Source organism: Bradyrhizobium sp. 191 (assembly GCF_023100985.1).
Lineage (GTDB): Bacteria > Pseudomonadota > Alphaproteobacteria > Rhizobiales > Xanthobacteraceae > Bradyrhizobium > Bradyrhizobium diversitatis.
Genome location: NZ_CP064692.1, coordinates 873,392 through 899,658, shown reverse-complemented (window position 1 = coordinate 899,658; position 26,267 = coordinate 873,392). Strand labels below are relative to the sequence as shown.

Annotated in this window: 24 protein-coding genes; 20 read left to right on the top strand and 4 right to left on the bottom strand. The window is 64.1% G+C overall.

What is annotated here, in order from left to right; all coding sequences use genetic code 11:
* Positions 1–15 precede the first annotated feature (15 nt).
* From IVB23_RS04330 to IVB23_RS04270, 13 genes are all read left to right on the top strand, one after another.
* The gene (locus IVB23_RS04330; RefSeq protein ID WP_247802563.1) at positions 16–1,335 is read left to right on the top strand and encodes an ABC transporter substrate-binding protein; all 1,320 of its coding nucleotides are present in this window, start codon (positions 16–18) and stop codon (positions 1,333–1,335) included.
* A 64-nt stretch (positions 1,336–1,399) separates the two neighbouring features.
* Positions 1,400–2,353, top strand: a complete 954-nt coding sequence (locus IVB23_RS04325) for a sugar ABC transporter permease (protein ID WP_247802561.1) — start codon at positions 1,400–1,402, stop codon at positions 2,351–2,353.
* On the top strand, positions 2,346–3,269 hold the full coding sequence (locus tag IVB23_RS04320; protein WP_061876804.1) for a carbohydrate ABC transporter permease: 924 nt from the start codon (positions 2,346–2,348) through the stop codon (positions 3,267–3,269). The genes IVB23_RS04325 and IVB23_RS04320 overlap by 8 nt, the downstream gene beginning before the upstream one ends.
* A 64-nt stretch (positions 3,270–3,333) precedes the next feature.
* Positions 3,334–4,320 (top strand): D-erythronate dehydrogenase, encoded by a 987-nt coding sequence (gene denD, locus IVB23_RS04315; RefSeq protein ID WP_247802559.1) that lies wholly within the window; start codon positions 3,334–3,336, stop codon positions 4,318–4,320.
* 26 nt (positions 4,321–4,346) lie between these two features.
* Positions 4,347–5,315 (top strand): sugar kinase, encoded by a 969-nt coding sequence (locus IVB23_RS04310; protein ID WP_247802557.1) that lies wholly within the window; start codon positions 4,347–4,349, stop codon positions 5,313–5,315.
* A gap of 25 nt (positions 5,316–5,340) precedes the next feature.
* A complete protein-coding gene (gene eda, locus IVB23_RS04305) occupies positions 5,341–5,991 on the top strand; it encodes a bifunctional 4-hydroxy-2-oxoglutarate aldolase/2-dehydro-3-deoxy-phosphogluconate aldolase (protein WP_061876801.1) in 651 nt (216 codons plus the stop codon).
* A 59-nt stretch (positions 5,992–6,050) separates the two neighbouring features.
* Positions 6,051–7,220 (top strand): acetyl-CoA acetyltransferase, encoded by a 1,170-nt coding sequence (locus tag IVB23_RS04300; protein WP_247802556.1) that lies wholly within the window; start codon positions 6,051–6,053, stop codon positions 7,218–7,220.
* Positions 7,221–7,342: 122 nt separating this feature from the next.
* Positions 7,343–7,549: a hypothetical protein gene (locus IVB23_RS04295; RefSeq protein ID WP_061876799.1), complete on the top strand. Its 207-nt coding sequence runs from the start codon at positions 7,343–7,345 to the stop codon at positions 7,547–7,549.
* Between the two features lie 130 nt (positions 7,550–7,679).
* Positions 7,680–8,879: a CoA transferase gene (locus IVB23_RS04290; RefSeq protein ID WP_247802555.1), complete on the top strand. Its 1,200-nt coding sequence runs from the start codon at positions 7,680–7,682 to the stop codon at positions 8,877–8,879.
* A 146-nt stretch (positions 8,880–9,025) separates the two neighbouring features.
* A complete protein-coding gene (locus IVB23_RS04285) occupies positions 9,026–10,162 on the top strand; it encodes a thiolase family protein (RefSeq protein ID WP_247802553.1) in 1,137 nt (378 codons plus the stop codon).
* Positions 10,159–10,518, top strand: coding sequence for an OB-fold domain-containing protein (locus IVB23_RS04280; protein ID WP_061876796.1), 360 nt, complete (start codon positions 10,159–10,161; stop codon positions 10,516–10,518). Before IVB23_RS04285 ends, IVB23_RS04280 begins: the two co-directional genes overlap by 4 nt.
* Before the next feature lie 480 nt (positions 10,519–10,998).
* Positions 10,999–11,526, top strand: a complete 528-nt coding sequence (locus tag IVB23_RS04275) for a carboxymuconolactone decarboxylase family protein (protein WP_197965910.1) — start codon at positions 10,999–11,001, stop codon at positions 11,524–11,526.
* Between the two features lie 26 nt (positions 11,527–11,552).
* Positions 11,553–11,855: a nucleoside triphosphate pyrophosphohydrolase family protein gene (locus IVB23_RS04270; RefSeq protein WP_061876794.1), complete on the top strand. Its 303-nt coding sequence runs from the start codon at positions 11,553–11,555 to the stop codon at positions 11,853–11,855.
* A 151-nt stretch (positions 11,856–12,006) separates the two neighbouring features.
* Here the strand turns inward: IVB23_RS04270 and glsA are convergent, their stop codons facing one another.
* The 4 genes from glsA to IVB23_RS04250 form a co-directional block, all read right to left on the bottom strand.
* Positions 12,007–13,854 (bottom strand): glutaminase A, encoded by a 1,848-nt coding sequence (gene glsA, locus IVB23_RS04265; protein WP_197965911.1) that lies wholly within the window; start codon positions 13,852–13,854, stop codon positions 12,007–12,009.
* A gap of 21 nt (positions 13,855–13,875) precedes the next feature.
* Complete coding sequence (locus tag IVB23_RS04260) at positions 13,876–15,951, bottom strand: TRAP transporter permease (RefSeq protein WP_247802551.1); 2,076 nt, start codon at positions 15,949–15,951, stop codon at positions 13,876–13,878.
* Between the two features lie 232 nt (positions 15,952–16,183).
* Positions 16,184–17,350 carry a TAXI family TRAP transporter solute-binding subunit gene (locus IVB23_RS04255; protein ID WP_247802549.1) on the bottom strand — a complete coding sequence of 389 codons (1,167 nt, stop codon included), beginning with the start codon at positions 17,348–17,350 and terminating at the stop codon, positions 16,184–16,186.
* Between the two features lie 166 nt (positions 17,351–17,516).
* Entirely contained in the window at positions 17,517–17,738 is a 222-nt protein-coding gene (locus IVB23_RS04250; RefSeq protein ID WP_028181345.1) for an acetyl-CoA carboxylase biotin carboxyl carrier protein subunit, read from the bottom strand.
* A 95-nt stretch (positions 17,739–17,833) separates the two neighbouring features.
* Between IVB23_RS04250 and IVB23_RS04245 the strand changes: the two genes are divergently transcribed.
* The 7 genes from IVB23_RS04245 (at position 17,834) to IVB23_RS04215 (ending at position 26,266) form a co-directional block, all read left to right on the top strand.
* Positions 17,834–18,808 (top strand): helix-turn-helix domain-containing protein, encoded by a 975-nt coding sequence (locus IVB23_RS04245; RefSeq protein WP_061876790.1) that lies wholly within the window; start codon positions 17,834–17,836, stop codon positions 18,806–18,808.
* Positions 18,738–20,297, top strand: coding sequence for a carboxyl transferase domain-containing protein (locus IVB23_RS04240; RefSeq protein ID WP_061876789.1), 1,560 nt, complete (start codon positions 18,738–18,740; stop codon positions 20,295–20,297). The genes IVB23_RS04245 and IVB23_RS04240 overlap by 71 nt, the downstream gene beginning before the upstream one ends.
* A gap of 251 nt (positions 20,298–20,548) precedes the next feature.
* Positions 20,549–22,246, top strand: a complete 1,698-nt coding sequence (locus IVB23_RS04235; RefSeq protein WP_247802547.1) for a GMC oxidoreductase — start codon at positions 20,549–20,551, stop codon at positions 22,244–22,246.
* 250 nt (positions 22,247–22,496) lie between these two features.
* Positions 22,497–23,090 carry a hypothetical protein gene (locus tag IVB23_RS04230; RefSeq protein WP_082821892.1) on the top strand — a complete coding sequence of 198 codons (594 nt, stop codon included), beginning with the start codon at positions 22,497–22,499 and terminating at the stop codon, positions 23,088–23,090.
* 546 nt (positions 23,091–23,636) lie between these two features.
* Entirely contained in the window at positions 23,637–25,046 is a 1,410-nt protein-coding gene (locus IVB23_RS04225) for a pilus assembly protein TadG-related protein (protein ID WP_247802545.1), read from the top strand.
* Between the two features lie 12 nt (positions 25,047–25,058).
* Positions 25,059–25,616, top strand: a complete 558-nt coding sequence (locus tag IVB23_RS04220) for a TadE/TadG family type IV pilus assembly protein (RefSeq protein WP_247802544.1) — start codon at positions 25,059–25,061, stop codon at positions 25,614–25,616.
* On the top strand, positions 25,613–26,266 hold the full coding sequence (locus IVB23_RS04215; RefSeq protein WP_197965972.1) for a TadE/TadG family type IV pilus assembly protein: 654 nt from the start codon (positions 25,613–25,615) through the stop codon (positions 26,264–26,266). Before IVB23_RS04220 ends, IVB23_RS04215 begins: the two co-directional genes overlap by 4 nt.
* The last annotated feature ends 1 nt before the right edge of the window (position 26,267 follow it).

Sequence of the window (26,267 nt, the reverse complement as noted above, 5' to 3'; positions counted from 1 at the left end):
CACAGGGAGGACAACATGCAAGACTTTACCCGCCGGACTCTGCTTCAGGGCGGAACGGCATTGGCTGCGACCGGCATGCTGACCGGGCCGGCGCTGTTCGACTTCGCCAGGGCCTGGGCGCAGAGCGCGCCCTGGAAGGCCGAGCCCGGCGCCAAGCTGACGGTGATGCGCTGGAAGCGCTTCGTGCCGGCCGAGGACGATGCGTTCAACGCGATGGTGGCTGCGTTCAAGGCTGCCACCGGCACCGAGATGAACGTGTTCAGCGAATCCTTCGAGGACGTGCAGCCGAAGGCCTCGGTTGCGGCCAATACCGGCTCCGGGCTCGATCTCGCCTGGGGCCTGCACACGCTGCCGCAGCTCTTCCCCACCAAAGTGCTGAAGATGAACGACGTCGCCGATTATCTCGGCAAGAAATATGGCGGCTGGACCGATGCGGCCGCCAAGACCTGCAAGCTGGGCAACGACTGGCTCGGCATTCCCGTCGCGACCAACGGCGGCTACATGAACTACCGCAAGTCGGCGCTCGACAAGGCTGGCTTCAAGGAATTCCCGAAGGATTTCCCCGGCTTCCTCGAAATGTGCAAGGCCCTGAAGGCCAACAATACGCCGGCCGGCTTCGCGCTCGGGCATGCATCGGGCGACGGCAATTCGTGGCTGCACTGGGTGCTGTGGGGGCACGGCGCCTACACGGTCGACCAGAACGACAAGATCATCATCAATTCGCCGGAGACGGCGAAGGCGCTGGAGTACTGCAAGGCGCTGTACGAGAGCTTCATCCCGGGCACGGCGTCGTGGAACGACTCCTCCAACAACAAGGCATTCCTCGCCGGAGAGCTCTATTGCACGGCGAACGGCATCTCGATCTACGTGGCCGCCAAAACCGACGCGAGCAAGAAGGAGCTTGCCGCCGACACCTATCACGCGCTCTGGCCGGTCGGTCCGATAGGCAAGCCGACCGAACTGCAGCTGGCGCTTCCGATCCTCGCCTTCAACTTCACCAAATATCCGAACGCGGCGAAGGCCTTCGTCGCCTTCATGCTGGAGAAGGAGAATTACGAGAAGTGGCTGGATGGCGCGCAGGGCTACCTGACCCAGACCTTGAACGCCTATGAGACGGCGCCGATCTGGACGGCGGATCCCAAGAACACCGTGTTCTCGCAGGCCTCCAAGCGCACGCTGCCGGCGTCCGGTATCGGCACGGTCGGCGAGAAGGCGGCGACCGCAATCGCCGATTTCATCGTCGTCGACATGTTCGCCAACTACTGCACCGGCGCCAAGGATACGAAGGGCGCGATGGCGGATGCCGAGCGCCAGCTGAAGCGCATCTATCGCTGACGGTCACGGAGCGGGCGGACCTCCGGCCGCCCGCTCTTCAACATTTCGATCAGGGATATCGGGCATGGCTGATGTCGCAATTCCCCGGGCCAAGCCTCAGATGAGCGAGGCGAACGCCTGGACCCAGCTCAAATACAATCGCAACTGGCTCGGCTTCTGGTTCATGGTGCCGGCCATGGCGTTCCTGATCTTCTTCCTGGCCTATCCGCTCGGGCTCGGCATCTGGCTGTCGTTCACCGACACGCGCATCGGCAGGGTCGGGCAGTTCATCGCCACCGAGAACTACGAGTGGCTCTGGGACGACTCCATCTTCTGGCTGTCGGTGTTCAATACGCTGCTCTACACCTTCGTCGCCAGTGCCTTCAAATTCGCGATCGGACTCTATCTCGCGCTGCTGCTCAACGAGCACATGCCCTTCAAGGCGATGCTGCGCGCGATGGTGCTCATCCCCTTCATCGTTCCGACCGTGCTCTCGGCACTCGCCTTCTGGTGGATCTTCGACTCGCAATTCTCGATCATCTCCTGGTCGCTGAAACACCTCGGCCTGATCAGCCAGAACATCAACTTCCTCGGCGACACCACCTGGGCGCGGATTTGCGTGATCTTCGCCAATGTCTGGCGCGGCGTGCCGTTCGTCGCGATCACGCTGCTCGCGGGCCTGCAGACCGTCTCGCCCTCGCTTTATGAGGCGGCAACGCTCGACGGCGCCACGCGGTGGCAGAATTTCCGCTACATCACCTATCCGCTGCTGACGCCGATCATCGCCGTCGTGATGACGTTTTCAGTGCTCTTCACCTTCACCGACTTCCAGCTGATCTGGGCGATGACGCGTGGCGGCCCGGTCAACGCAACCCACCTGATGGCCACGCTGTCCTATCAGCGGGCGATCATCGCCGGGCAGCTCGGCGAGGGCGCGGCGATCTCCAGCGCCATGATCCCGTTCCTGCTCGCTGCGATCATGGTCTCCTGGTTCGGCCTGCAGCGCCGCAAGTGGCAGCAGGGAGAGAGCAATGACTGATCTTCCTGCCTCGAAAGTCGATCTCAAGTCGGTCATATCGGCGCCGTCGCGCGTCGACAACAGCGAGGGCATGAGCTACCTGCAGTCGGTGCCGCGCAGGCTCGTGACGCTCTATCTGCCGCTCACGATCATCGTCGTGGTCCTGCTGTTCCCGTTCTACTGGATGGCGCTGACCTCGGTGAAGCCGGACGAGCAGTTGCTCGATCTCGACAAGTACAACCCGTTCTGGACCTGGAATCCGACGTTCAAGCACTTCCACAAGCTGCTGTTCGAGAGCTACTATCCGCACTGGCTCTGGAACACGATGTACGTGGCGATCTGCGCCACGGTGCTCTCGATCGTCGCATCGGTGTTCGCGGCCTACGCCATCGTGCGGTTGCGCTACAAGGGCGCCAATCTCGTCGGGGGGCTGATCTTCCTCGCCTATCTCGTACCGCCGTCGATCCTGTTCATTCCGCTCGCCACTGTCGTGTACCAGTACGGCCTCTTCGACTCGCCGCTGGCGCTGATCCTGACCTATCCGACGATCCTGATCCCGTTCTCGACCTGGCTGTTGATGGGCTATTTCAAGACCATCCCCTTCGAGCTCGAGGAGTGCGCCCTGATCGACGGGGCGAGCCGCTGGCAGATCCTGGTCAAGATCGTGGTGCCGCTCGCGATTCCCGGCCTGATCTCGGCCTTCATCTTCTGCTTCACGCTATGCTGGAACGAGTTCATCTATGCGTTGACCTTCCTGCAGTCGACCAGCAACAAGACGGTGCCGGTCGCGATCGTCAACGAGTTCGTGGACGGCGACATCTACCGCTGGGGGTCGCTGATGGCCGGAGCCCTGGCCGGTTCGCTGCCGCTCGTGATCCTTTACGCCTTCTTCGTGGAGCATTATGTGTCGGCGATGACCGGCGCCGTGAAGGAATGATCGCGGGGCTTGCCGAGGGCGCATCAGGAGCGGTGCGCTCCTGCCAATAAGAAGGAGTAGGCTCTTGCACATTCTGGTTCTGGGCGCCGCCGGCATGGTCGGCCGCAAACTCTGTGAACGGCTGCTCGGCGACGGCCGGCTCGGCAAGAGCGACATCACGAAATTGACCATGCATGACGTGGTCGAGCCCAAGAAGCCGGAGAAGGCCGGTTTCCCGGTCGAGACCGTGTCGGGCGATTTCGCCGTGCCGGGCGCGGCCGAGAAGCTCATCGCCGGCCGCCCCGACGTGATCTTCCATCTCGCCGCGATCGTCTCGGGCGAAGCCGAGCTCGACTTCGACAAGGGCTACCGGATCAATCTCGACGGCACGCGGATGCTGCTCGATGCGATCAGACTCGTCGGCGGCGGCTACAAGCCGCGCGTCGTCTTCACGTCCTCGATCGCGGTGTTCGGCGCCCCGTTCCCGGATGCGATCGGCGATGAGTTCTTCCACACCCCGCTGCTCAGCTACGGCACCCAGAAGGCGATCGGCGAACTCCTGCTCGCCGATTATTCGCGCCGCGGCTTCCTCGACGGCATCGGCATCCGCCTGCCGACCATCTGCATCCGCCCCGGCCTGCCCAACAAGGCGGCATCGGGCTTCTTCTCCAACATCCTGCGCGAGCCGCTCGCCGGCAAGGAAGCGGTCCTCCCCGTGTCCGAGGACGTCCGCCACTGGCACGCCACGCCGCGCTCGGCCGTCGGCTTCCTGTTGCACGCCGGCACCATGGACCTCGCCACCGTCGGCCCGCGCCGCAACCTGACCATGCCGGGCTTGTCGGCAACGGTCGGCGAGCAGATCGCGGCCTTGAAGCGCGTCGCCGGCGAGAAGGTTGCCGCCCGCATCAAGCGCGAGCCGGATCCTTTCATCGTCGGCATCGTCGGCGGCTGGCCGCGCAATTTCGACCCGAAGCGTGCGCGCGAGCTCGGCTTCACCACGGCCGAGAAGACTTTCGACGATATCATCCGCATTCACATCGAAGACGAGCTCGGCGGCAATTTCGTCGCCTGAGACCTCTGACTGAGCGGGCCCTAGTGATGGCGAGCGTTGCCTGCATCGGCGAATGCATGGTCGAGCTCAGGCAGGCGCAAGGAGGTGCGTCCGCCGGGCAGGGGGGCGGCCTGTACTCACGCGGCTTCGGCGGTGATACCCTCAACACCGCCGTCTATCTGGCGCGACTCGACGTCAAGGTCGACTATCTCACCGCGCTCGGCGATGACGGTCTCAGCGATGAGATGATCGCGGCCTGGAACGCGGAGGGCGTCGGCACGCGGCGTGTCGTGCGGCTGGTGGGCAAGCTGCCCGGCCTCTACATGATCCAGCTGGATGCGAAGGGCGAGCGGCAGTTCTTCCACTGGCGTGACAGCGCGGCGGCGCGGCAGCTGATGAGCCTGCCGGAAACGGACGAGATCCTCAATTCGCTGATGAGCTACGACATCGTCTATCTCTCCGCGATCACGCTCTCGATCTACGATGCGCCCGGGTGCGAGCGCCTGTTCGCCGCGATCAAGCGCGCCCGCCTGCTCGGCACCCGCTTCGTGTTCGACACCAACTTTCGCGCACGCGGCTGGCCGGATCGCGATGTCGCCCGCGAGGTCTTTGCCGCAGCCTTCGCGATCGCCGACATCGTGCTGACCTCGACCGAGGACCTGCTCGCGCTCTATCCCGGCGAGAGTCACGACCAGCTGATGGCGCGCCTCCCGAGCCCGGAGCTGGTGTTCCGGCTCGCCGAGCCCGTCAGCCTGCTGCGCTTTCCCGGCGGGACCAGCGAGGTTCGCGCCGAACCCATGACGAAACCGGTCGTCGACACCACCGCCGCCGGCGACAGCTTCGCCGCGGCCTATATCGCGGCGCGCCTCGCCGGTTCCGATCCGGTCGAGGCGGCCCAGGCCGGACATCGCCTCGCCAGCCTCGTGATCTGCTATCCCGGCGCCATCATTCCGGGCTATGCCATGCCCCCGAAGAAGCGGCACCGGCCGGCGGCCTCTCGCCAGGCCAGCAAGTGAAAAGCGACCAAATGAATCGAGTCCTATGACCACGTCCGCCCAACAGAACCACCTCGTCGCGCTGTTCAAGGCGGCGACCGTCATTCCCGTCCTCACCATCGAGCGTATCCAGGATGCGGTGCCGCTGGCACGTGCGCTGGTTGCCGGCGGCGTCCGCACGCTGGAGGTGACCCTGCGCACCCCCGTCGCGATCGAAGCCGCGAGGGCGATGATGGCCGAGGTGCCCGAGGCGGTCGTCGGCATCGGCACGATTCTCAATCCGGCCGACTTCACCCGCGTCGAGAAGCTCGGTGTCGCGTTCGGCATCAGCCCGGGCCTGACGCCCGATCTGCTGAAGGCAGCAACCGACAGCTCCTTGCCGTTCGCGCCGGGCATTGCCACGGCCTCCGAACTGATGATGGCGCTGTCCTACGGCTTCGACGTCGCAAAGTTCTTCCCGGCCGAGCAGGCCGGCGGCATCAAGGGCCTGCGCGCCCTCGGCGGGCCGTTCCCGAACGTGCGGTTCTGCCCCACCGGTGGCGTCGGCGAGGCCAATGCGGCGAACTGGCTGGCGGAGCCCAACGTGGTCGCGGTCGGCGGCTCCTGGCTATGCCCAATGGCGGAGATCCGGGCCGGGAACTGGGCCGGCATAACTGCCATCTGCCAGCGCACCGTCCAGGCCCTGAAAGCCGCGTGAAGTCTTGCCATCTCTGGGCTAAGACTTAGCTCAGGAAGAGATCCCAGGGAGAGAACATCATGACCGCCAGCATCGTCGGATGGGCGCATACGCCGTTCGGCAAGTTCGACACCGAAACCGTCGAAAGCCTCGTCACCCGCGTGGCCAACGAAGCGCTGGCGGACGCCGGCATTTCGGCCGGCGACGTCGACGAGATCGTGCTCGGCCATTTCAACGCCGGCTTCTCCCCTCAGGATTTTACCGCCTCGCTGGTGCTCCAGGCTGACCCGAAGCTCCGCTTCAAGCCGGCGACCCGCGTCGAGAACGCCTGCGCCACCGGCTCCGCCGCCGTTCACCAGGGCCTGCGCGCGATTGCCGCAGGGGCTGCCAAGATCGTCCTGGTCGTCGGCGTCGAGCAGATGACGCGCACCCCTAGCGCCGAGATCGGCAAGAACCTGCTCAAGGCGTCCTACCTGCCCGAGGACGGCGACACCGTCGGCGGCTTCGCCGGCGTGTTCGGCAAGATCGCCAGCTCCTATTTCCAGAAATATGGCGACCAGTCCGATGCGCTGGCGCTGATCGCGGCCAAGAACCACAAGAACGGCGTCGCCAATCCCTTCGCCCAGATGCGCAAGGACTTTGGCTTCGACTTCTGCCGCGCCGAGAGCGAGAAGAACCCTTACGTCGCAGGCCCCTTGAAGCGCACCGATTGCTCGCTGGTCTCCGATGGCGCCGCCGCGCTGGTGCTGGCCGATGCCGAGACCGCCAAGGGCATGACCAAGGCGATCGGCTTCCGCGCCACCGCGCACGCCCAGGACTTCCTGCCGATGAGCAAGCGCGACATCCTCCAGTTCGAGGGCTGCACGGTCGCCTGGCAGCGCGCCCTGGAAAAGGCCGGCGTGACGCTGTCCGATCTCTCCTTCGTCGAGACCCATGACTGCTTCACGGTCGCCGAGCTGATCGAGTACGAAGCGATGGGCCTGACGCCGAAGGGGCAGGGCGCCCGCGCCATCAAGGAAGGCTGGACGCTCAAGGACGGCAAGCTGCCGGTCAATCCCTCCGGCGGCCTGAAAGCCAAGGGCCATCCGATCGGCGCTACCGGCGTCTCGATGCATGTGATGACCGCGATGCAGCTCGCAGGGCAGGCCCCCGAGGGCATGCAGCTCAAGAACGCCAAGCTCGGCGGCATCTTCAACATGGGCGGTGCGGCTGTCGCCAACTACGTCTCCATCCTGGAGCCGCTGAAGTAGGCTCTCGTAGGTGGGCAAAGGCGCGTAAGCGCCGTGCCCACCTTTTCCTTGCGTTAGATCATGGTGGGCCCGCTTCGCTTGGCCCACCCTACGGCTCCTGATTGATTGGCGAGACGCGCATCATGAGCAACGACTACGAAGACTCTCTCTCCCTCGACGCACTCAACGACCGCATCGCGATCCTCGAGGACAATATCCGCCAGCTCATCGAGCAGGCAGCTGCCGCCTCGGGCGAGCAGAACGAGTCGCGCATCGCCGACCGGATCAGCCAGCAGAACGAAGAGCTCGACCGGCTCCTGAAGATCCGGGAATCCCGCCAGAAGAAATAGCGGCCGATATCGCCGCCGCGCTGCGCATGCCGCCATACGCCGCCCGCCCTTGCGCGAGCGGCGGCGCTGCCGTTAGCTGGACCGAATTCGCGGGCCGCGTCTTGAGCCTCGCGCATTTCGGGAGCAAACGATGGGGCCGCTGAAGGGCATCAAGGTCATCGACATGACCACCGTGTTGATGGGTCCTTATGCGACCCAGATGCTCGGCGACTACGGGGCTGACGTCATCAAGGTGGAGTCGCTGGACGGCGACGTCACCCGCCTGATCGGCCCGATGCGACACGCCGGCATGGGCCCGGTGTTCCTCAACACCAACCGCAGCAAGCGCTCGATCTGCCTCGATCTGAAAAAGCCCTCGGGGCGCGAGGCCGTGCTGCGGCTGCTCAAGGACGCCGACGTGCTCGTCTACAACGTCCGTCCGCAGGCCATGGCGCGGCTTCAGCTCGGTTACGATGTCGTTTCCGCCATCAACCCGCGCCTCGTCTATGCCGGCGTGTTCGGTTTCGGTCAGGACGGGCCCTACGCCGCAAAACCGGCCTATGACGATCTGATCCAGGGTGCCACCGCGCTGCCGGCGCTGATGGCGCAGACCGGCGACGGCGTGCCGCGCTACGTGCCGAATGCGCTGGTCGACCGCATCGTCGGCCTCACCGCCGTCGGGGCGATCTGCGCCAGCCTCGTGCACCGCGACCGCACCGGCCGCGGCCAGCGCGTCGACATCCCGATGTTCGAGACCATGGCCGGCTTCGTCATGGGCGATCACATGGGCGGGCTCACCTTCGAGCCGCCGCTCGACAAGGGCGGCTATGCCCGCCACCTCTCGCGCGACCGCAGGCCCTACAAGACCTCGGACGGCTATCTCAGCGTCATCGTCTACAACGACAAGCAGTGGGAGAATTTCTTCAAGGCCACCGGGCGCGACGATCTGCGCGCCGATCCCAAATTCGCGACTTTCGCCGGCCGCGCCGCCAACATCGATGTGGTCTACGCCGAGCTTGCGCGCGTCTTCGAGACGCGCACCACGGCCGAGTGGATCGACCTGCTCACCAGGGCCGACGTGCCGGTCATGCCGATGCACGACCTCGCCTCGATCCTGCACGACGAGCATCTGGAGGCGACCGGCTTTTTCCCCGTGGTCACTCACCCGACCGAAGGTCCGATTCGCAGCATGAAGGTGACGGCGACCTGGTCCGAGACCGAGGCCGAGCCGGTGCGCCTGGCGCCGCGGCTCAATGAGCACGGCGCGGAGATTTTGCGCGAGATCGGCTACTCCCAGGACGAGATCGCCGCCATGGTCCGCGATGGCGTCACGCGCGCGGCTCCGGAGTAGGAGGAGGTGATGGCCCATACTCTCTCATCCGTCATTCCGGGGCGCGCCGTTAGGCGCGAGCTCGGAATCCATACTCCCGATGGTGATTATGGATCCCGAGCTCGCGCCTTCGTCGCGCCCCGGAATGACAGAGGAGAAAGCCCGCCATGAGCTTCATCACCGGCGTCGGCCTCACGCCGTTCGGCAAGCACGAAGGCTCGTCCTCGCTCGACCTGATGAGCAAGGCCGCCCAAGCCGCGCTCGACGATGCCGGGCTGAACCGCTCGGACATCGACGGCATCCTCTGCGGCTACTCCACCGTCTCGCCGCACATCATGCTCGCCACCGTGTTTGCCGAGCATTTCGGGATTCGTCCGTCTTACGCCCATGCGGTGCAGGTCGGTGGCGCCACGGGACTCGCGATGACGATGCTCGCGCATCAACTCGTCGACGCCGGCGTCGTGCGCCACGTGCTCGTCGTCGCCGGCGAGAACCGCCTTACCGGACAGAGCCGCGATGCCTCGATCCAGGCGTTGGCGCAGGTCGGCCATCCCGACTACGAGGTGCCGCTCGGCCCGGCCATTCCCGCCTATTACGGCCTCGTCGCCAACCGCTACATGCACGAATACGGCGTGACCGAACAGGACCTCGCCGAGTTCGCGGTGCTGATGCGCAAGCACGCCTGCACCCATCCCGGCGCGCAATTCCACGATCCCATCACGGTCGCCGACGTCATGGCCTCTAAGCCGGTGGCGATGCCGCTCAAGCTGCTCGATTGCTGCCCGGTCTCCGACGGCGGCGCGGCGTTCGTCGTCAGCCGAGAGAGAACCGGGGAAGCGGGCGTGCGCATCCGCGGCTGCGCCCAGGCCCACACGCATCAGCATGTCACGGCAGCGCCCGCCCTCGGCGAACTCGGCGCCGAGATCTCTATCGCGCGAGCAAAGGCGGCCACGGGTCTCGCGATCTCCGACGTGTGCTATGCCGCGATCTACGACAGCTTTACGATCACGCTTGCGATGCTGCTGGAAGATCTGGGTCTTGCCGGCCGCGGCGAAGCGGCCGCGCGCGTCCGCGCCGGCCATTTCGGCCGCGACGGTGCCATGCCGCTCAACACCCATGGCGGTCTGCTCAGCTACGGCCATTGCGGCGTCGGCGGCGCCATGGCGCATCTGGTCGAGGCGCATTTGCAGATGACGGGCCGGGCGACGAATCGGCAGGTGCGCGATGCCTCGATCGCGCTGCTGCACGGCGACGGCGGCGTGCTGTCGTCTCACGTCAGCATGTTTCTGGAGCGGGTCAGATGAGCGAGCGTCTCGCGGACTGGACCAAGGGCGAAGAGGCGATCACGTTTCAGGCCTGTGACGCGTGCGGCCATGTGCAGTATTTCCACCGCGCCTTCTGCGCGGCCTGCGGCGCACCTGATCCGCGCGAGCAGCGTGCCAGCGGCAAGGGCAGGGTCTACGCGACCTCATTGGTCTGCCGCGCGGCAACACCCGAGACGCGCGCCCACGTGCCCTACAACATCCTGCTGGTCGATTGCGCCGAGGGGTTTCGCATGATGGCGCACGGCGCGAACGATCTCGCCATCGGCGATTCGGTCGTCGCGAGCTTCAAGCCCTTTGCGGGAAAGCTCGTGCCGTTCTTCACGAAGAGGGCCTAGCGGGATTCGTCATTCGGGGGCGGTCATGGGACCGAGCCTGGAACGGGTATTCTGGGCCTGGCCTGTGCGAGGGCCACCCCGGAATGACGAAAACGCTAAAACTCGAACTAACGCCCGTAGAACAAGATGCTGGCGATGACGAGCATCGCCGTCACCGCCAGCATATGCGCGAGCGCTCCCGAGGCCGCCCCCTTGGTGGCTTCCTTCATGCCGTTCTCTCCCTAGACTTGGGCATGACTCATCGTTGCGCGGTTAGCGCACATGATGGCCAATTGTTTTTACTCGGAACACCCCTTGCGAGTATCCGCCGCGATTTGTCCCCACGCGGCGAATATCGACAGTGTCAGGGTCGATCAGCAATGCGGCGGCAATTTGACTCGATGATGTTGCTCCTGCGTCCGCCCGCGAATAGAGTCTTCGGGAACTTTCGCCGGTGGCGACAAGAAGCATCAAAAGCTCAGGGAAAACTTCAGGAAAATCATGGCCCGCATCCCGTACAGCGACCCGTCCAAGGCATCCGACCGCACCCGCGAAATCCTCGACAAGAACCGTCATGCCAACATCTTTCGGATGATGGCGCATTCGCCGAGTTACTTTGAGCAATATTGCCGCCTCGGTGGCGCTATCAGGCACAAGGGCGAGCTCGATCCCATCGTGCGCGAGCTCGCGATCACCCGCACCGGCATCTTGTGCGAGGCGCCGTACGAGATCGTCGCGCACAAGCGCATCGGCAAGAACGTCGGCGTCACCGACGAGCAGAACGAGGCGCTCGAGAACTGGCAGGCGGCGTCCTGCTTCGATGAGGTGGAGCGCGCCGCGCTCGCCTTTACCGACGAGGTCGTGAAGCTGAAGAAGCCGACGGACGCGACGTTCAAGGCGATCGCGTCGAAGCTGACGCCGGCCGCTCTGGTCGAATTGCAGCTCTCGGTCGGCTTCTACATCATGACTTCGAAATTCCTGGAGACCTTCGAGATCGACCTCCAGCCGGTCACGGAAGTGGTGGGCTAATCAGACAGAAGCGGCGAGGGAAGTCGATGACGATCGATGAATATGCGGCTTGGGCCGCTGGCGTTGCCAAAGTCGACGAGCATCCGTCCAACGAGCGGTTGTCCTATCTCGGTCTTGGCCTTGCCGGTGAATCCGGCGAGGTCGCCGACCACATCAAGAAGCTCCTGCGCGACGATTGGCTCGACAAGGCGGGTCTCGTCGAAGAGCTCGGCGATGTCGTCTATTACTGGGCCTGCCTGTGCGCCGCCACCGGCCAGCAGCCATCCGCGCTGCTCGATGCCAGTGCTGCCAAGATCAAGCGACGCATCAGCGAAGCTGCGAGCCGCTGAGCAAACGGCGTCGGCTGAGGCACCGACAGTTTCCACAGCGTCATGGGCCGGGCTTGTCCCGGCCATCCACGCCTTGCCACGCAGCACGGAGAACGTGGATGCCCGGGACAAGCCCGGGCATGACGATCTCATGGGAATGAATGCCTACCGCTCACGTCGACGTCAGAATATCCACCTTCGCGTTGGCGACGATCAGGCGGTCGGCCAGCAGCTGGGCGAGGTTGCGCATGATGCATTCGCTGGCGCGTGGATGCTGCTTGCGGAAGCGTTCGAAATCCTTCAGCGACACTTCGCATGCGGTTGCCGCCATGTCGGCTGACACGTCGGCAGAACGCGTTGCCTCCAGCAGTGCCATCTCGCCGAATGCCATGCCGGCGGTGAGCGTCGCCAGCCGTATGCCGTCTGGCAAGGTGACGTGCACCGCGCCGCTGCGCAGGAAATACAGGGCATCCGCAGGATCGCCGGTCGTGAGAATCTTCGCGCCGGACTGATAGGTCCTGACGGTGCAGAGCGAAGCGAGATCCGTCAGCTCTTCCTCGCTCAGCCCCGCCAGCAGGGGCTGCTCGGCAAGCTCGGTGGTCTCGTGAAAATCGATCGAGCCGCCGTAGCGATAGACGATCTGGTCTTCGGCCCATTCGATCGCGGTATCGAGCAGAAAGAAGTCGCGCACGTTCTTCAACTCGGCGGTCCATTCGCGCAACGTGTTCCATTCCTTGGAGGCGCGCCGGACGCCTGACAAGACCACCGTGACATTCAGCGCAGCCAGTTCCTCGAACGCTTCTGCGACCAGCCGCGCGCCGGCACGCGTGGTCGAGGTCACGCGGTGCAGATCGAAGATCACGAATTGCGGCCGCGGCCGGCCGGCGAGGCGCCGCGAGACGTAATCGACGGCCGACAGCGACAGCGTGCCGACCAGCTCGATGATCCGCACCTCCTGTTCGTGTGCCGCCAGGATCTCGCGCTCCTGCGGGCGGCGCACGCGGCGCGACGGGCTCTTGCCGATGTCGTAATCGGCGATGACGGCATTGCGCGCGTCGTCGCTGCGGTTGAGCATGTGCAGATCGTAATGTGAGGACAGCGCCTCGCAGACCTTGATGCCGCGCACGCTGTTGCCGTGCTTGTCGAGGCGCGGTGAATAGCTGCCGAGACCGAGACGCGCGGGGAGGGCGGCCAAAATGCCGCCGCCGACGCCGCTCTTGGCAGGAATGCCGATGCGGTAGATCCACTCGCCCGCATAGTCGTACATGCCCGACGACGTCATCACCGAGAGCGTGCGCGAGATCGCGTAAGCGCTGAGCACCTGCTCGCCCGTGACGGGATTGATGCCGCGATTGGCGAGCGTCGCCGCCATCACCGCGATGTCGCGCGCGGTGACCAGCACGGCGCATTGGCGGAAATAGACGTCGAGGACACCGGCGACATTGTCCGAGATGACCGCATTGGTCTTCAGCAGATAGCCGATGGCGCGGTTGCGGTCGCCGGTCTGACTTTCGGAAGCATAGACGGCCTCGTCGAGCGCGAGGTCGCGTCCGGCAAAGCGGCTGAGCGCAGTGCGAATCTGCTCGAAGGCCTCCACGCCCTTGCTGTCGTAGATCAGCCCGGTGCAGGCGATCGCGCCGGCATTGACCATCGGGTTGAACGGATGGTTCTCGGAATTGAGCCGGATCGAGTTGAAGGGATCGCCCGATGGCTCCACGCCGATCGCGCTCTCGACCCTGCCGGCGCCGAGCAGGTCCAGCGCCAGTGCGAACACGAAGGGCTTCGACATCGACTGGATGGTGAAGGGTACCCGGCTGTCGCCCACTTCATAGACATGGCCGTCCAGTGTGGCGAGGCTGATGCCAAAATAGGCAGGGTCGGCCTTGCCGAGTTCAGGAATGTAGTCGGCGACATGGCCCGAGGTCTCGGCGGAGAATTCGCTGAGGCAATTGTCCAGGAACCGCAGCAAAGGCGGTTTCGAGCGGGTCCAGGCGGAGGCGGCGGACAGGTGCGGCTTCATCGCCGCACTTGTGCAACGCAATTAAGGCACGCGCAACCCGTCCGGCATCACAGGCTGGCGTCGGACCAGAAGAAGCGCGATCAAGATCGTCGGCAGCAAGATCGCAAGGCCCAGCAAGGTCACCTGCATCTGTGACAGCGGCATGATCCCGCCGCCGGGGGTCGCCACCACGAAACCGCCGATCACGAGCAGCACGCGAATGGGCCATTCCAGCGCGCCGGCACCGCGGAGATCGCCGACGAAGGGCTGGTAGCCCTGGATGCCGCCGCAGATGAACAGCGTGCCGAAGGCGGCGAGCCCCATCAGGCCGAGGCCGGCGAGATAGGGGCTCGGCCCTTGCAACACCAGGGCCGGATTGAGCACGAAGAAGAACGGCAGGAAATAGATGATGCTGCCGACCCACATCGATTCCCACCCGGTCTTCATCGCCGGCGAGCCGGCGATGCCCGCGGCCGCGAACGAGGCGATCGCGACCGGCGGCGTGATCGACGACAGCATGCCCCAGTAGAAGATGAACATGTGCACCGCCATGCGGTTGAGCCCGAGCTTCTCCAGCGCGGGCGCGACCAGGATGGCCAGGAAGATGTAGCAGGCCGTCGTCGTCAGCCCGAGCCCGAGAATGAGGCTGGTGAGCGCGCACATGCCGAGCAGCAGGAAGGCGTTGTCGCCGGCGATGTGCAGGAGGTCGTTGGCGAGGCTCGAGACGACGCCGGTCATCGAGAATGCGCCGATCAGCAGGCCGCAGCCGGCGAGGATGCCGACGAGCTCCACGAAGGTGCGTCCGTTCACCTCGAGGAATTTGCCGATCGTCGCCAACGTCCAGCGCGTGTCCTTGGAGAAGAACTGGTTGAGGACCAGCAGCAGCGCGGTGGCGTAGAACGGCGCGTGACTCTCGCGCTTGAAGTAAAGCAGCATCACGATCAAAAGCGCGATGACGAAGACGTAGTACCAGCCGTCCTTGATCGTATCCATGATCCGCGGCAGCTCGGCGCGCGGGATGCCTTTCAGCTTGTGGCGGGCCGCATAGGCGTCGACCTGCATGAACAGGCCGATGTAATAGAGCACCGCCGGAATGATCGCGGCGATTGCGACGTCAGCGTAGCTGACATTGAGGAACTGCGCGATCACGAAGGCGGTGGCGCCCATCACCGGCGGCGCCAGCACCGCGCCGGTCGAGGCGCAGGCCTCGATCGCGGCAGCATAGGAGGCGCGGAAGCCGCTTTTCTTCATGACGGGGATGGTCATGGTGCCGGCGGTCAGCACGTTGGAGATGATCGAGCCCGACATCATGCCGAGCAGGCCGCTGGCAAAGATGCAGACTTTCGCCGCGCCGCCACGGAAGGTGCCGCACAGCGCGAAGGCGAGGTTGATGAAGAATTTTCCGGCCCCGGTCATCATCAGCGCGGTGCCGAATACGAGGAAGCCGATGACGGTGTCGGCAAAGGCCTGGATGGGAATTCCGAGCAGGCTTTCGCCCGACAGCACGTGATAGGCGGTCGCCTGTTCCAGCGTCGATTGAGTGCCGCGGAACGGGCCGAGCCAGCCGGCTTCGGCGAACAGCGGATAGACCGTGAAGGGCAAAACGCTCAGCAGCAGGCTCCAGCCGCCGGTGCGGCGCAGCGCCTCCATTAGCATTCCCCACATCACGAGGCCGGCGGCGATCACGCCCGTCGGCGCGCCGCCGAATTCCCAGCCGGCCTCCGCCGCCTTGCGCACGTTCGACATCAGCATGAGCGCTGCCGCGAAGGTCGCGACAAAAAGGACGAGGTCGTACCAGGGAATGCGATCGAGCGACGCACGCGACGTTCCCGGAAAGATCAGGAAGGTGAAGGGCAGCATCAAGGCGATCAGGAGATAGAAATACTCCGTGTTGAGCTGGGTGTAGCCGATGAAGAAGCGCAGCGAGAATTGCTGATTGATGCAGAGCAGGATCGTCGCCGCGGTCGCGACGACCAGCGCCCAGCGCCAGGCACCGCGAAGTGTGCGCACGCGCGTGACCTCCGCCTCCTGCATGTTGGCGGCGGCGCCATGCGGATCGTCGAACACGACCCGCTTGGTCTCGTCTTGCGGGGCGGTGGTGGTGGAGGAAGACATCATTGATCCCGCGCGTGGGCTACTGTGCAGATCAGGCGAACGACAGTTGTTTGAATCGCTCGCGCCGCGGGCGACGAAACCTCTCCCGCTTGCGGGAGAGGTCGCCGCGAAGCGGCGGGTGAGGGTTCTCTACTCTGGGGGAGTCCCACCGTGGAGACACCCTCTCCCCAACCCTCTCCCGCAAGCGGGAGAGGGGGCGCACCGCGGTCCGGCAACCGACAATCCCATTGTGCGACTATTCCTCGAACCCGTTCGGCATGTTGGCCTTGGCGAGCGCTGTCGCGCGGGCCTTCATCCAGCCGTCGAGAAACGCCTTGTCCTCCGACGCTGGATTGGACTTGCCGTAATCGGCCCACGCGGCTGCCAGCACCTCCTGCCGCTTGATCAGCTGGTTGTTGTGCGCCTCCTGCGCATCGCTCCATTGCCCGGCTTCCTTCAGCGCCTTCACCGCGCCGGGATGCACCGGCACCACCCAGTTCTTGGTCTGGCGGTCGGCGGCGAGACCGCCGGCGCCGGGCGCGGAGTCCTTGTAAGCGTCGTAGTTCACGATCATCGCCTTGGTCACTGCGTAGACCTGATCGGCCGGTTGCGAGGCGTAGGCGACGAAGATCGGATAGGGATAGTTGCCGAGCTCGACCGGTTTCTCCGGCGAGATGCCGGCGCCGCAGGTCGCAAGCTGCGGAAAGAAGAACGAGCCGACCTTCTGCATGCGCGCCCAGCCCTCCTTGTCGTTGGCGGGCAGGGGCGGCCAGATCAGGCCGCGCGGCGAGGTCTCCGCCTCCTTGGCAGGGCCGGTGATGGTGGTGCCGAAGGCGGCATCGACGTCGTTGTTGATGAGGCCCTTCCACATCGCGCCGTAGCTGGCGAACTCGACGGCCTTGACGTCCTTCTGCGTCAGCCCGGCGAAGGCGAGCACCGCGAGCGAGTTCTGGTTCAGCGCTGGCGAGCCGACCACGAAGCCGACGCGCTTGCCCTTGAGGTCCTTCAGCTCCTTCACGCCGGTGTCGGCGGCGACGCCGAGCGAGGCGCAGTTGCAGTCGACGGTCGAGAGCAGGGTCTGCAGCGGTTGCGGCCCCCATTCCTTCGAGCCGAACTCGAACACACCTTCCTGCGCGAAGTAGGTGCCCGATCCCATCGCCGATGAGGCCGCGCGCTTGGCGCGCAGCGGCGCGAGGCGGGCGACATCGTTGCCTGCGGGAAGCACGCGCACATCGGTGCCGTACTTGTCCTTCATCATCTTGCCGACGCCGACCGCGATGTTGAAGCCGGCGGTTCCGGTGTCATAGGCCGTGAAGGTCAATGTCGCCGGCAGCTTGATGTCTTCGGCGAACGAATAGCGTGTAGACGCAAAAGAAATGCCCACCACCAAGGCAGGCGCGAGCACGAGCAGCCCACGAAGCATGTTTCCCTCCAATGATCCTCGCTTGCTTGTGAGGATTTTCTTTCTTTGTTTGAAACAACGTTTTGTTTGCAACAGATCATGTCACCGCGATCAAGCGATGGCAACGCCGTACCGAGCATTCGGGAATGAGCCTGACAGATTGTCACGGAAACCGCGAAGAATACAGTCAGTTCGCGACGATCGCGATCGCCTGTCCCTCGGCAACGACGTCGTCGAGCTTCACCAGAAGCGATGTGATTGTGCCGCTCGCGGGCGAGGGCACCGGAATTTCCATCTTCATTGCTTCGACAACTACAACGTCATCGCCATCCGCGACGGTTCCTCCAACTTGCACGGGAGTTGCGCAGACGCGTCCCGCGATCTCCGTGACGATCTTAATTTCTGGCATGCCATCGCCTTTTTGTTGTCGTCGCAAAATGCCTGAGGTAGCGTCGTCTGCAAGTGGAATTTAATTCCGCACAGCGGAACATAACGGTAGGGATCATGGGACGACGTTCGGAGCGGTTGAGTAGGCAAGGTGCGCTCGCTGGCGATGCCGGTGAGGGTGATGTCATCCAGGTGGTCTCGCGCGCGTTCGACGTGTTGCGATGCTTCGAGGGCCACGAGGCGAGGCTCGGCAATCTCGAGATTTCGAACCGCTGCGGTCTGCCGCGCTCGACGGTGTCGCGGCTCACGCACACGCTGACCCGCATGGGCCAGCTCGTCTATCTGCCGCGCGATCAGAAATATCGCATCGGCCCGAGCGCGGTGGCGATGAGTGCCTCGATGATGAAGGGTGCACAGCTGCGCAGCATGATCCGGCAGCGGCTGCAGGAAGTGGCCGAGCAATTGCCGGGCACCGTCGGCTTCGTCGTCCCCGATCGCTTCCATCTCGTCTATCTCCAGTTCGCGCGCTCGCCCTCTGCACTCGGCTTACACGAGGGCACCGGCAGCCGCATCGCGATGGCCTCGACCGCAGCAGGCGCGGCCTACACGGCGGCACTATCGCCGGAAGTCGGCGATGCCTTCATCGCTGAGATGGAGCGCGAAGCGCCCGAGGCGGCGAAGATGCTCAAGCCTCGCATCGAGGCCAACAGGCAGTCGTTGCGCGAGCGTGGCTATGTCGTGGCCTGCGGCCTCTGGAGCCCGCACATCAACGGCCTCGCGGTACCGATCTGGTCGCCGCAATACCAGACCTTCGTCGTCATCACGATCGGCCTCTTGGCCGCGATGTATGACGAACAGCGTCTGCATGCCGAAGTCGCCCCGCTGATGCTGCAGCTTGGCCGCTCGCTCGGCAGCCTGATGGAAGGCGCGGAGGGCGACGCCTTCAGCAACCGTATCTCGCGTAAACCGGTCGCCATGGCCGTGCACAACAATAACAAGCCGATCAATTCGGAGGGAGTGAATGAACTGGAAGCCGGAACTCGACGAGCTCGCCCGGCGCGAAGCCTTCGCGCGGGAGATGGGCGGCGTTGACAAGGTCAAGCGACAGCATGACCAGGGCCGGCTGACTGTTCGGGAGCGTATCGACAAGCTGATCGACAAAGGCAGCTTTCACGAGATCGGTGCCGTCTCCGGCATCGGTGAGTACGATTCCAGCGGCGAGCTGCAGAAACTGACGCCGGCCAACTGCGTGTTCGGCCGCGGGCGCGTCGACGGCCGCACCGTCGTCGTGGTCGGCGACGATTTCACGGTGCGCGGCGGCTCGGCCGATGCATCGATCTCCGCCAAGCCGCTGATGGCGGAGGAGATGGCGCACGATTTCCGTCTGCCCATCGTCCGCATCATCGAGGGCTCCGGCGGCGGTGGCTCGGTCAAGACCATCGAGACCAAGGGGGCGGCGAACCTGCCCGGCGGCATCGGCGGCACGCGCTGGTATCGTTTCACGACGGAAAATCTGTCGCGCGTGCCTGTGGTCGCACTCGGCCTCGGCTCGGTGGCGGGCCTGGGTGCGGCGCGTCTTGCCGCCAGCCACTATTCCATCATGACCCGGAAGTCCGCGATGTTCGTCGCCGGGCCGCCGGTGGTGAAGGCGCTGGGGCAGGATCTGACGAAGGAGGAGCTCGGCGGCGCTGACATTCAGACCCGCGCCGGCGCGGTCGATCACGCCGTCGACACCGAGGAGGAGGCCTTTGCCTGCGCGCGGCGTTTCCTCTCCTATCTGCCGTCATCGGTCTACGAGCTGCCGCCGACATTGCCCTGCACCGACGATCCGGAGCGCGGCGACGAGGCGCTGATGAATGCGGTGCCGCGCAACCGCAAGCAGGTCTACAAGATGCGACCGATCATCGAGTCCGTCGTCGACAGGGGCTCGTTCTTCGAGGTTGCCAGGAATTTCGGCAAGCCGATCATTGTCGGCCTCGCTCGGCTCGAGGGCAGGGCGGTGCTCCTGCTGGCCAGCGACAGCTTTCATTATGGCGGCTCCTGGACCGCGGATGCCTGCCAGAAAGTGGTGCGCTGGGTCGACTTTGCCGAAACCTTCCATCTGCCGGTCGTCTATCTCATGGATTGCCCCGGCTTCATGATCGGTCTCGATGCCGAGAAGGCGGCCACCATCCGCCACGGCGTGCGCGCCATGGCCGCGGTCAACCAGACCACGGTGCCCTGGTGCACCGTGATCCTGCGCAACGCCTTCGGCGTCGCCGGCGTCGTGCATCAACCCGCCGACCGCTTCTCGATCCGCTATGCCTGGCCGTCGGCCTATTGGGGCTCGCTCCCGCTCGAAGGCGGCATCGAAGCCGCCTACCGTGCCGACATCGATGCGGCGGAAGACAAGGCGGGCAAGCTGAAGGAGATCGAGGAGCGCCTCAACAGGCTGCGCTCGCCGTTCCGCTCGGCCGAGAAATTCTGGGTCGAGGAGATCATCGATCCCAGGAAGACGCGGTCGCTGCTGTGCGAGTTCGCCCGGCTGGCGGAGCCCTTGCGCAAGCCGGGGCCGCCGGAGAACTTTTCGATCCGGCCGTAGCATCCTCGTGCCAGGACATGATGCTCGTGCCCCGGACGCAGCGCGCCGCTCCTTCAGCGGTGCGCTGCAGAGCCGGGGACCATCTCAACGCGAACTCGGAGCCTCCTGGGTCCCGGCTCAGCGCCGCAACGCTTGAAGCGTTGCAGCGCGTCCGGGACACGAGGCGCGGCACCGACAGCATCTAAGACACTTCCACGACAAAACAATAACGAGCTAAGCTCCGCCAACAAGAACAACAGGAAACGCCAATCGTGTACGACTTCATCATCGTGGGCGGCGGCTCGGCGGGGTCCGTGCTGGCCCACCGGCTCTCCGCTAGAAGCGCCAACAAGGTCCTGCTGTGCGAGGCCGGGCAGGACACACCACCGGGCAATGAACCGGCCGAGATCAGGGACAGCTATCCCGGCACGGCCTATTTCGATCCCCGCTTTCACTGGACCGAGCTCAAGGTCACGACGCAGGTCGTCAGTCACAACAATCCAAACGAATCGCGTCCCCCCTTACGCAAATACGAACAGGCGCGCGTGCTGGGCGGCGGCTCGTCGATCAACGGGCAGATGGCCAATCGCGGCGCGCCGACCGATTACGATGAATGGGAGGCGCGGGGCGCCGAGGGGTGGTCGTGGGCCGATGTGCTGCCCTTCTTCAAGAAGGTCGAGCGCGATCTCGACTTCGACGGACCGTATCACGGCAAGGACGGCCGGATTCCGGTGCGCCGCATCCCGCAGGAGCATTGGACGCGGCACTCGCAGGCCTTCGCGCAAGCCTTCCAGCAGGCCGGGCATCAATTCGTGCCCGACCAGAATGGCGAGTTCGTCGACGGCTATTTTCCGGTGACGCATTCCAACCAGGCCGAGCAGCGCGTCTCGGCCGCGATGGGCTATCTCGACCGCGACACCCGCAAACGTACCAACCTCACGATCTCCACCAACACGCAAGTCAAAGAGCTGCTGTTCGAAGGCACGCGCTGCGTCGGCGTGAAGGCGACGGTTGACGGACGCGAGCAGGAATTCCGCGGACGCGAGATCATTCTCTCCAGCGGCGCGATCCATTCGCCGGCGCATCTGCTCCGCGCGGGTATCGGACCGGTCGGCGACCTCAAGGACATGGGCATTCCTGTGCTGATGGGCTTGCCGGGCGTCGGCCAGCGCCTGATGGATCATCCCTCGATCTCGCTGTCGTCCTTTGTCCGCCGCGGCGCCCGCATGAACGGGCACACCCGGCGCCACATGCAGCTCGGCCTGCGCTACTCGTCCGGGCTGCCTGATGTGCCGAAGGGTGACATGTTCGTCGTGGTCATCAGCAAATCGGCCTGGCACGCCGTCGGCGCACAGATCGGCTCGCTCCTGACCTTCGTCAACAAGACCTATTCCGAGACCGGACAGGTCAAGCTCGCCTCGCGCGATCCCTCGGCAGAGCCGATCGTCGAGTTCAACCTGCTGTCCGACCGGCGCGACCTCGATCGCCTGATGAGCGGCTTCCGCAAGATGGCGGCGGTGCAGATGAGCGACGTCGTCAGGAAGGTGACGGACAAGCCGTTCCCTGCCGCCTATACCGACCGCGTCCGCAAGATCGGCGTGGTCAACACCAGGAACAGAATCCTCACCACGATCGCCGCAGCCTTGATGGACGGGCCGGCTGCGCTGCGTCACTACATGATCGACAATTTCGTGGTCGAGGGCTTCACCTTCGACCAGGTGATGAACGACGACGAGGCGCTGGAAGCCTTCGTGCGCAAGGCGACGATCGGCGTGTGGCACGCCTCCTGCTCGTGCCGCATGGGCCGGGCCGACGATCCCATGGCGGTGGTCGACAGTCAGGGCCGCGTCAAGGGCATCCAGGGCCTGCGCGTCGTCGACGCCTCGATCTTCCCGGTGGTGCCGTGCGCCAATACCAACTTCCCGGTCCTGATGTCGGCGGAGAAGATCGCGGCCGCGATGATGCAGTGAGCGGCAGCGAGGTCTGCCCTCGCAACGCTCCAAATGCGAATCTGACTTGATTGCATGCCGCAGGCTTGACGCGCTGAGCGGGCATTCGTGCGCCGCGAGTTAATCATCTCGGTCGCTACGTGTAGGCTATGACGATTGCCGGCCGTGTCGCGTAATGCAGTCGGTTTTCAGCCGGCCTTTAGTCCCATTTCAGCCAAACTGTATTTGTTTCTCATGATCCGGGGCAGGGTTTCTCATTTGGAGTCCTGCAATGTTCAAGCAAGTATTTTCTGCGTGCCTCTTCATTGTCCTTGGTTCTGTCGCATCGGAAGCACGGCCTTATCGCTTTCATCAAGCTCCTGAATGCAATGTCACCATGCCCTGCGACTTCTCGTATTCGCAGACGCGACGCGAGCGGACTTCGCGATCCTTGTCAGCTTCCAGATCTTCACCGGTTTCCAGGTCCTCGCTGCAAGCCTACCGCTCGACGCAACTGACGGTAACTGATGCGGGGGGCACCGCCACGTCGGCGACCGTCTCCGGTGTCTCCAGCGCTCGCATTGTCGGTGGCCGTCCGGCCGGTTGTCCTTCGTCCTTCTGCGGCTGTGGCGCTGCGCTGCGCGTGTTTGGCCGGATTGTGCCGGAATTGAATCTTGCGGCCAACTGGCTGCGCTTTCCGCGGACATCACCCGCACCAGGAATGGTTGCTGCACGACGAGGACACGTTTTCGTCCTGGAGCAGCACCTCGGGGGCGACGTCTGGATGGCCTATGACGCCAACTCGGGCGGGCGCGCGACGCGAATCCACGCACGTTCATTGCGGGGGTATACGATCGTCAATCCCCGTGGCGGTTCGGTGGCTTGAGGACAGCTAACGCCACGCTCGACAAGACCACGGACGGGTCGCAACATCTTTGCGACCCTCCCACGCTGGACCAATTGTTGGCGCCGGGCCGAGCACCCTTGCCGGGATTCATGATGTTCTCTCGGATCGAGCGCCCGCTTGATGGTGCGCATTCTTGGCCCGGAAAGCCCGGCAATCAGGGCGTTTTTTGCAGTTCATGGGGGCGTTTTCGGGGGTCTTGTTTGAGCCGCCGTCCGCGCCAGGCGCGCCTGACGCGCTCTTCGTCTGCCGGTGCACGTCGTGTACCCGCCGGCACCTTGCGCATGATTCCGTTAACCGTCGATCTCTGCGATCGCGTTTAAGCGACGTTAATGATGCTTTCTCAATACGATATATCGCACTTTGTTGCGGTCCATGTTTGTCGATCGCCCGTAAGTCTTGATTAAGAAGGCCAAAAGCATATTGCAGCCTGCGATGTGGGGGTGATCGCAGCAATGCTGCGGCCTCTCCCATCACGAGATTTCAGGGAAGTTTTTTGCCGTAACGACGGCAATCAGGATGTAGGTCATGCTCCGCCGCGCAGTGCTCCGTTTCGGGAGTGATCGGAAGGCCAACGTCGCCATCATCTTCGCACTCACGATGGTTCCGATCATCTTTCTTTTGGGCATGACGCTCGACTACACATTGGCTTTGCGTAAGCGCGAGCAGTTGAACGCCGCCGCCGACGCCGCCGCGATCGCAGCCGTGCGGCCGGCGATGCTGGTGCAGAGTGACACGGCCGTGGTCAAGGCGACCGCGGAAGCCGTTTTCGCGGCGAAGGCGAATCTTCCCGGCCTGTCTTCGGTCCCGACGCCGACGGTCACCGTCACTGATACCGGTCTCGCTCGCACGATCACGGTGTCCTACACCGCGCAGTCCATCAATAATTTCCCCGGTGTTCTCGGCAAGCAGACCTGGCAGGTCAACGGATCCGCCACGGCGCGGGCGTCCAGCGCGCCCAACATGAATTTCTATCTGCTGATGGATGACTCGCCGTCCATGGGGATCGGCGCGACCGCGAGCGACATCAGCAATCTCATCAAGTACACCGCCTCCGCGTATCAGTCGGCAACGGCCTCGCAAAATTGCGGCTTCGCTTGTCATCAGACCGATATCGCCCACGACGGCGGGAAATACGATAACCTCACGATCGCGCGAAACAGAAGTATCACTTTACGGATTGATCTGGTGACAAATGCCGTCAATCAGTTGCTCAATTCATGGTCGAACTGCCCGCAGTCCGGCATCTCGGGGGGCGTCATGCAGTGCATGGCGGCGCTGAACAACACCACCTACAAGGCGGCGCTCTACACGTTCGACTTGAGTTTGAACACACTGGCCACGCTGACCACCCCGACCCTCGCCGGAACCAAGGTTTCCAGCATCTCGCTGATGCCAGTCGCCTACCAGAACTGCGTTGTTGTGAAGACCAACTGTAAGACCGACAATGGCACGAACATCGCAGGCGCGCTCAAGAGCCTCAACGACGTCATGCCCACGCCCGGGCTTGGGAGCAACGCGGCGGGAGATACGCCGCAGCAAGTGGTATTCCTCGTCACCGACGGCGTCGAAGACAAGATCTCCACGACCTGCCCCAACGCGAGCTTCGCCTCCAACAATCGATGCCAGCAGCCGCTCGACACGACGATGTGCACGACCATCAAGAACCGCGGCATCAAGATCGCCGTCCTCTACACGGAGTATCTACAGCTCATCGCCGATCCCAATACCGGCATCCAGAAAACCAATGACTGGTATATGGATTGGATTCACAAGTATAACCAGCCTACTTCCTCAACCGGCAAGATCGCGCAAAACCTCCAGGCGTGTGCCTCGCCCGGTTTCTATGCCCATGTTCAAACAGGCGGCGATATCTCCGCGGCGCTGACGGACCTGTTCATCAAGGTCGCGTCCAGCACAGCCAGCCTCGTGCAGTAGAGAAGTAGAGCCATGACCGGCCCCGCTGCAACGACCAAGAGACGCCGCAATCGCTGCACGGCTTTCGCGCGGGACAAGAGGGGCGCGACGGCCGTGGAATTCGCGCTGGTCGCTGCGCCGTTCCTCGCCCTCATCATCGCGCTGATCCAGACGTTCCTCGTTTTCTTCGCCCAGCAGACGCTCGAAACCATCGTGCGCCAGTCGGCGCGCCTCGTCATGACCGGACAGGTTCAATCCGCACAGATGACGCAGGCGGCTTTCAAGCAGAAGGTCTGCGAGCAGATCGTGATCCTGTTCAATTGCAGCGGTATCATGATCGATATGCAGGTGGCGACCTCGTGGACGTCGGCGAACACGGGAATGCCGACCCTGACCTTCGACGGATCGGGCAAGGTCACCAATTCCTGGCAGTACGATCCCGGCGATGCCGGCGATATCGTCGTGCTCCGCGTCATGTATGTCTGGCCGGTCGTGCTCGGGCCGCTCGGCTTCAACCTCTCGAACCTCAGCAACGGCAACCGGCTGATCATGTCGTCCGCCGCGTTCCAGAACGAGCCAGGAGCCCCCTGATGATCTCCCTGTCATCTCGCGCCCGGCACCTGCTGGCCGATGACCGCGCTGTCGCCGCGACGGAGTTCGCCATGGTGGTGCCGTTCATGCTGGTGCTCTATGTCGGCGGCGTCGAGCTCGCTACCGGCCTTTCGATGAACGTCAAGGTCAGCGCGACCGCACACAGTGTCGCCGACATGGTCACGCAGAACACGGCCGTCACCTCGTCTCAGATGGACGGCATTCTCGCGGCTGCGAGCGCCATCATGGCTCCCTATCCGACCAAGAGCGGCAGCACGTCCTTGATGACGATCACCGTCTCGGGCGTGTCGACCGACAGCAACGGCAATGCGACGGTGCAATGGAGCACGTCGACCAGCTCGACGGGCGCGAGAAAGCAGGGTGACCCGATGACCTTGTCGAAGTTCACGGGGCCGAGCGGCACCACCAATGCCAACATCTCGCTCGTCCTGAGCGAGGTGACCTATGACTATGCGCCCAACCTCGGCTTCACCATCGCCGGCACCGTGAAGCTGTCCGACAACTACTATCTGTTCCCGCGCTGCTCGACCAACAGCCCGGCCACATCGAGCTTCCCCTACTACGACGTGAAGTATCCGGCGACCAAGACCTGCACCTGCGTCGAGCATTTGCAGAAGAAGACCTGTTGAG

Excerpts from the sequence above, each read along its gene's own strand:
- IVB23_RS04275 (WP_197965910.1), top strand. The coding sequence starts at position 10,999 with ATGGCCCGCATCCCGTACAGCGACCCGTCCAAGGCATCCGACCGCACC.
- IVB23_RS04310 (WP_247802557.1), top strand. The coding sequence starts at position 4,347 with ATGGCGAGCGTTGCCTGCATCGGCGAATGCATGGTCGAGCTCAGGCAG.
- IVB23_RS04240 (WP_061876789.1), top strand. The coding sequence starts at position 18,738 with ATGAACTGGAAGCCGGAACTCGACGAGCTCGCCCGGCGCGAAGCCTTC.
- IVB23_RS04320 (WP_061876804.1), top strand. The coding sequence starts at position 2,346 with ATGACTGATCTTCCTGCCTCGAAAGTCGATCTCAAGTCGGTCATATCG.
- IVB23_RS04250 (WP_028181345.1), bottom strand. The coding sequence starts at position 17,738 with ATGCCAGAAATTAAGATCGTCACGGAGATCGCGGGACGCGTCTGCGCA.
- IVB23_RS04290 (WP_247802555.1), top strand. The coding sequence starts at position 7,680 with ATGGGGCCGCTGAAGGGCATCAAGGTCATCGACATGACCACCGTGTTG.
- IVB23_RS04230 (WP_082821892.1), top strand. The coding sequence starts at position 22,497 with ATGTTCAAGCAAGTATTTTCTGCGTGCCTCTTCATTGTCCTTGGTTCT.
- IVB23_RS04270 (WP_061876794.1), top strand. The coding sequence starts at position 11,553 with ATGACGATCGATGAATATGCGGCTTGGGCCGCTGGCGTTGCCAAAGTC.
- IVB23_RS04325 (WP_247802561.1), top strand. The coding sequence starts at position 1,400 with ATGGCTGATGTCGCAATTCCCCGGGCCAAGCCTCAGATGAGCGAGGCG.
- glsA (WP_197965911.1), bottom strand. The coding sequence starts at position 13,854 with ATGAAGCCGCACCTGTCCGCCGCCTCCGCCTGGACCCGCTCGAAACCG.
- IVB23_RS04330 (WP_247802563.1), top strand. The coding sequence starts at position 16 with ATGCAAGACTTTACCCGCCGGACTCTGCTTCAGGGCGGAACGGCATTG.
- IVB23_RS04255 (WP_247802549.1), bottom strand. The coding sequence starts at position 17,350 with ATGCTTCGTGGGCTGCTCGTGCTCGCGCCTGCCTTGGTGGTGGGCATT.
- IVB23_RS04285 (WP_247802553.1), top strand. The coding sequence starts at position 9,026 with ATGAGCTTCATCACCGGCGTCGGCCTCACGCCGTTCGGCAAGCACGAA.
- IVB23_RS04220 (WP_247802544.1), top strand. The coding sequence starts at position 25,059 with ATGACCGGCCCCGCTGCAACGACCAAGAGACGCCGCAATCGCTGCACG.
- IVB23_RS04245 (WP_061876790.1), top strand. The coding sequence starts at position 17,834 with ATGGGACGACGTTCGGAGCGGTTGAGTAGGCAAGGTGCGCTCGCTGGC.
- IVB23_RS04225 (WP_247802545.1), top strand. The coding sequence starts at position 23,637 with ATGCTCCGCCGCGCAGTGCTCCGTTTCGGGAGTGATCGGAAGGCCAAC.
- IVB23_RS04280 (WP_061876796.1), top strand. The coding sequence starts at position 10,159 with ATGAGCGAGCGTCTCGCGGACTGGACCAAGGGCGAAGAGGCGATCACG.
- IVB23_RS04260 (WP_247802551.1), bottom strand. The coding sequence starts at position 15,951 with ATGATGTCTTCCTCCACCACCACCGCCCCGCAAGACGAGACCAAGCGG.
- IVB23_RS04300 (WP_247802556.1), top strand. The coding sequence starts at position 6,051 with ATGACCGCCAGCATCGTCGGATGGGCGCATACGCCGTTCGGCAAGTTC.
- IVB23_RS04295 (WP_061876799.1), top strand. The coding sequence starts at position 7,343 with ATGAGCAACGACTACGAAGACTCTCTCTCCCTCGACGCACTCAACGAC.
- eda (WP_061876801.1), top strand. The coding sequence starts at position 5,341 with ATGACCACGTCCGCCCAACAGAACCACCTCGTCGCGCTGTTCAAGGCG.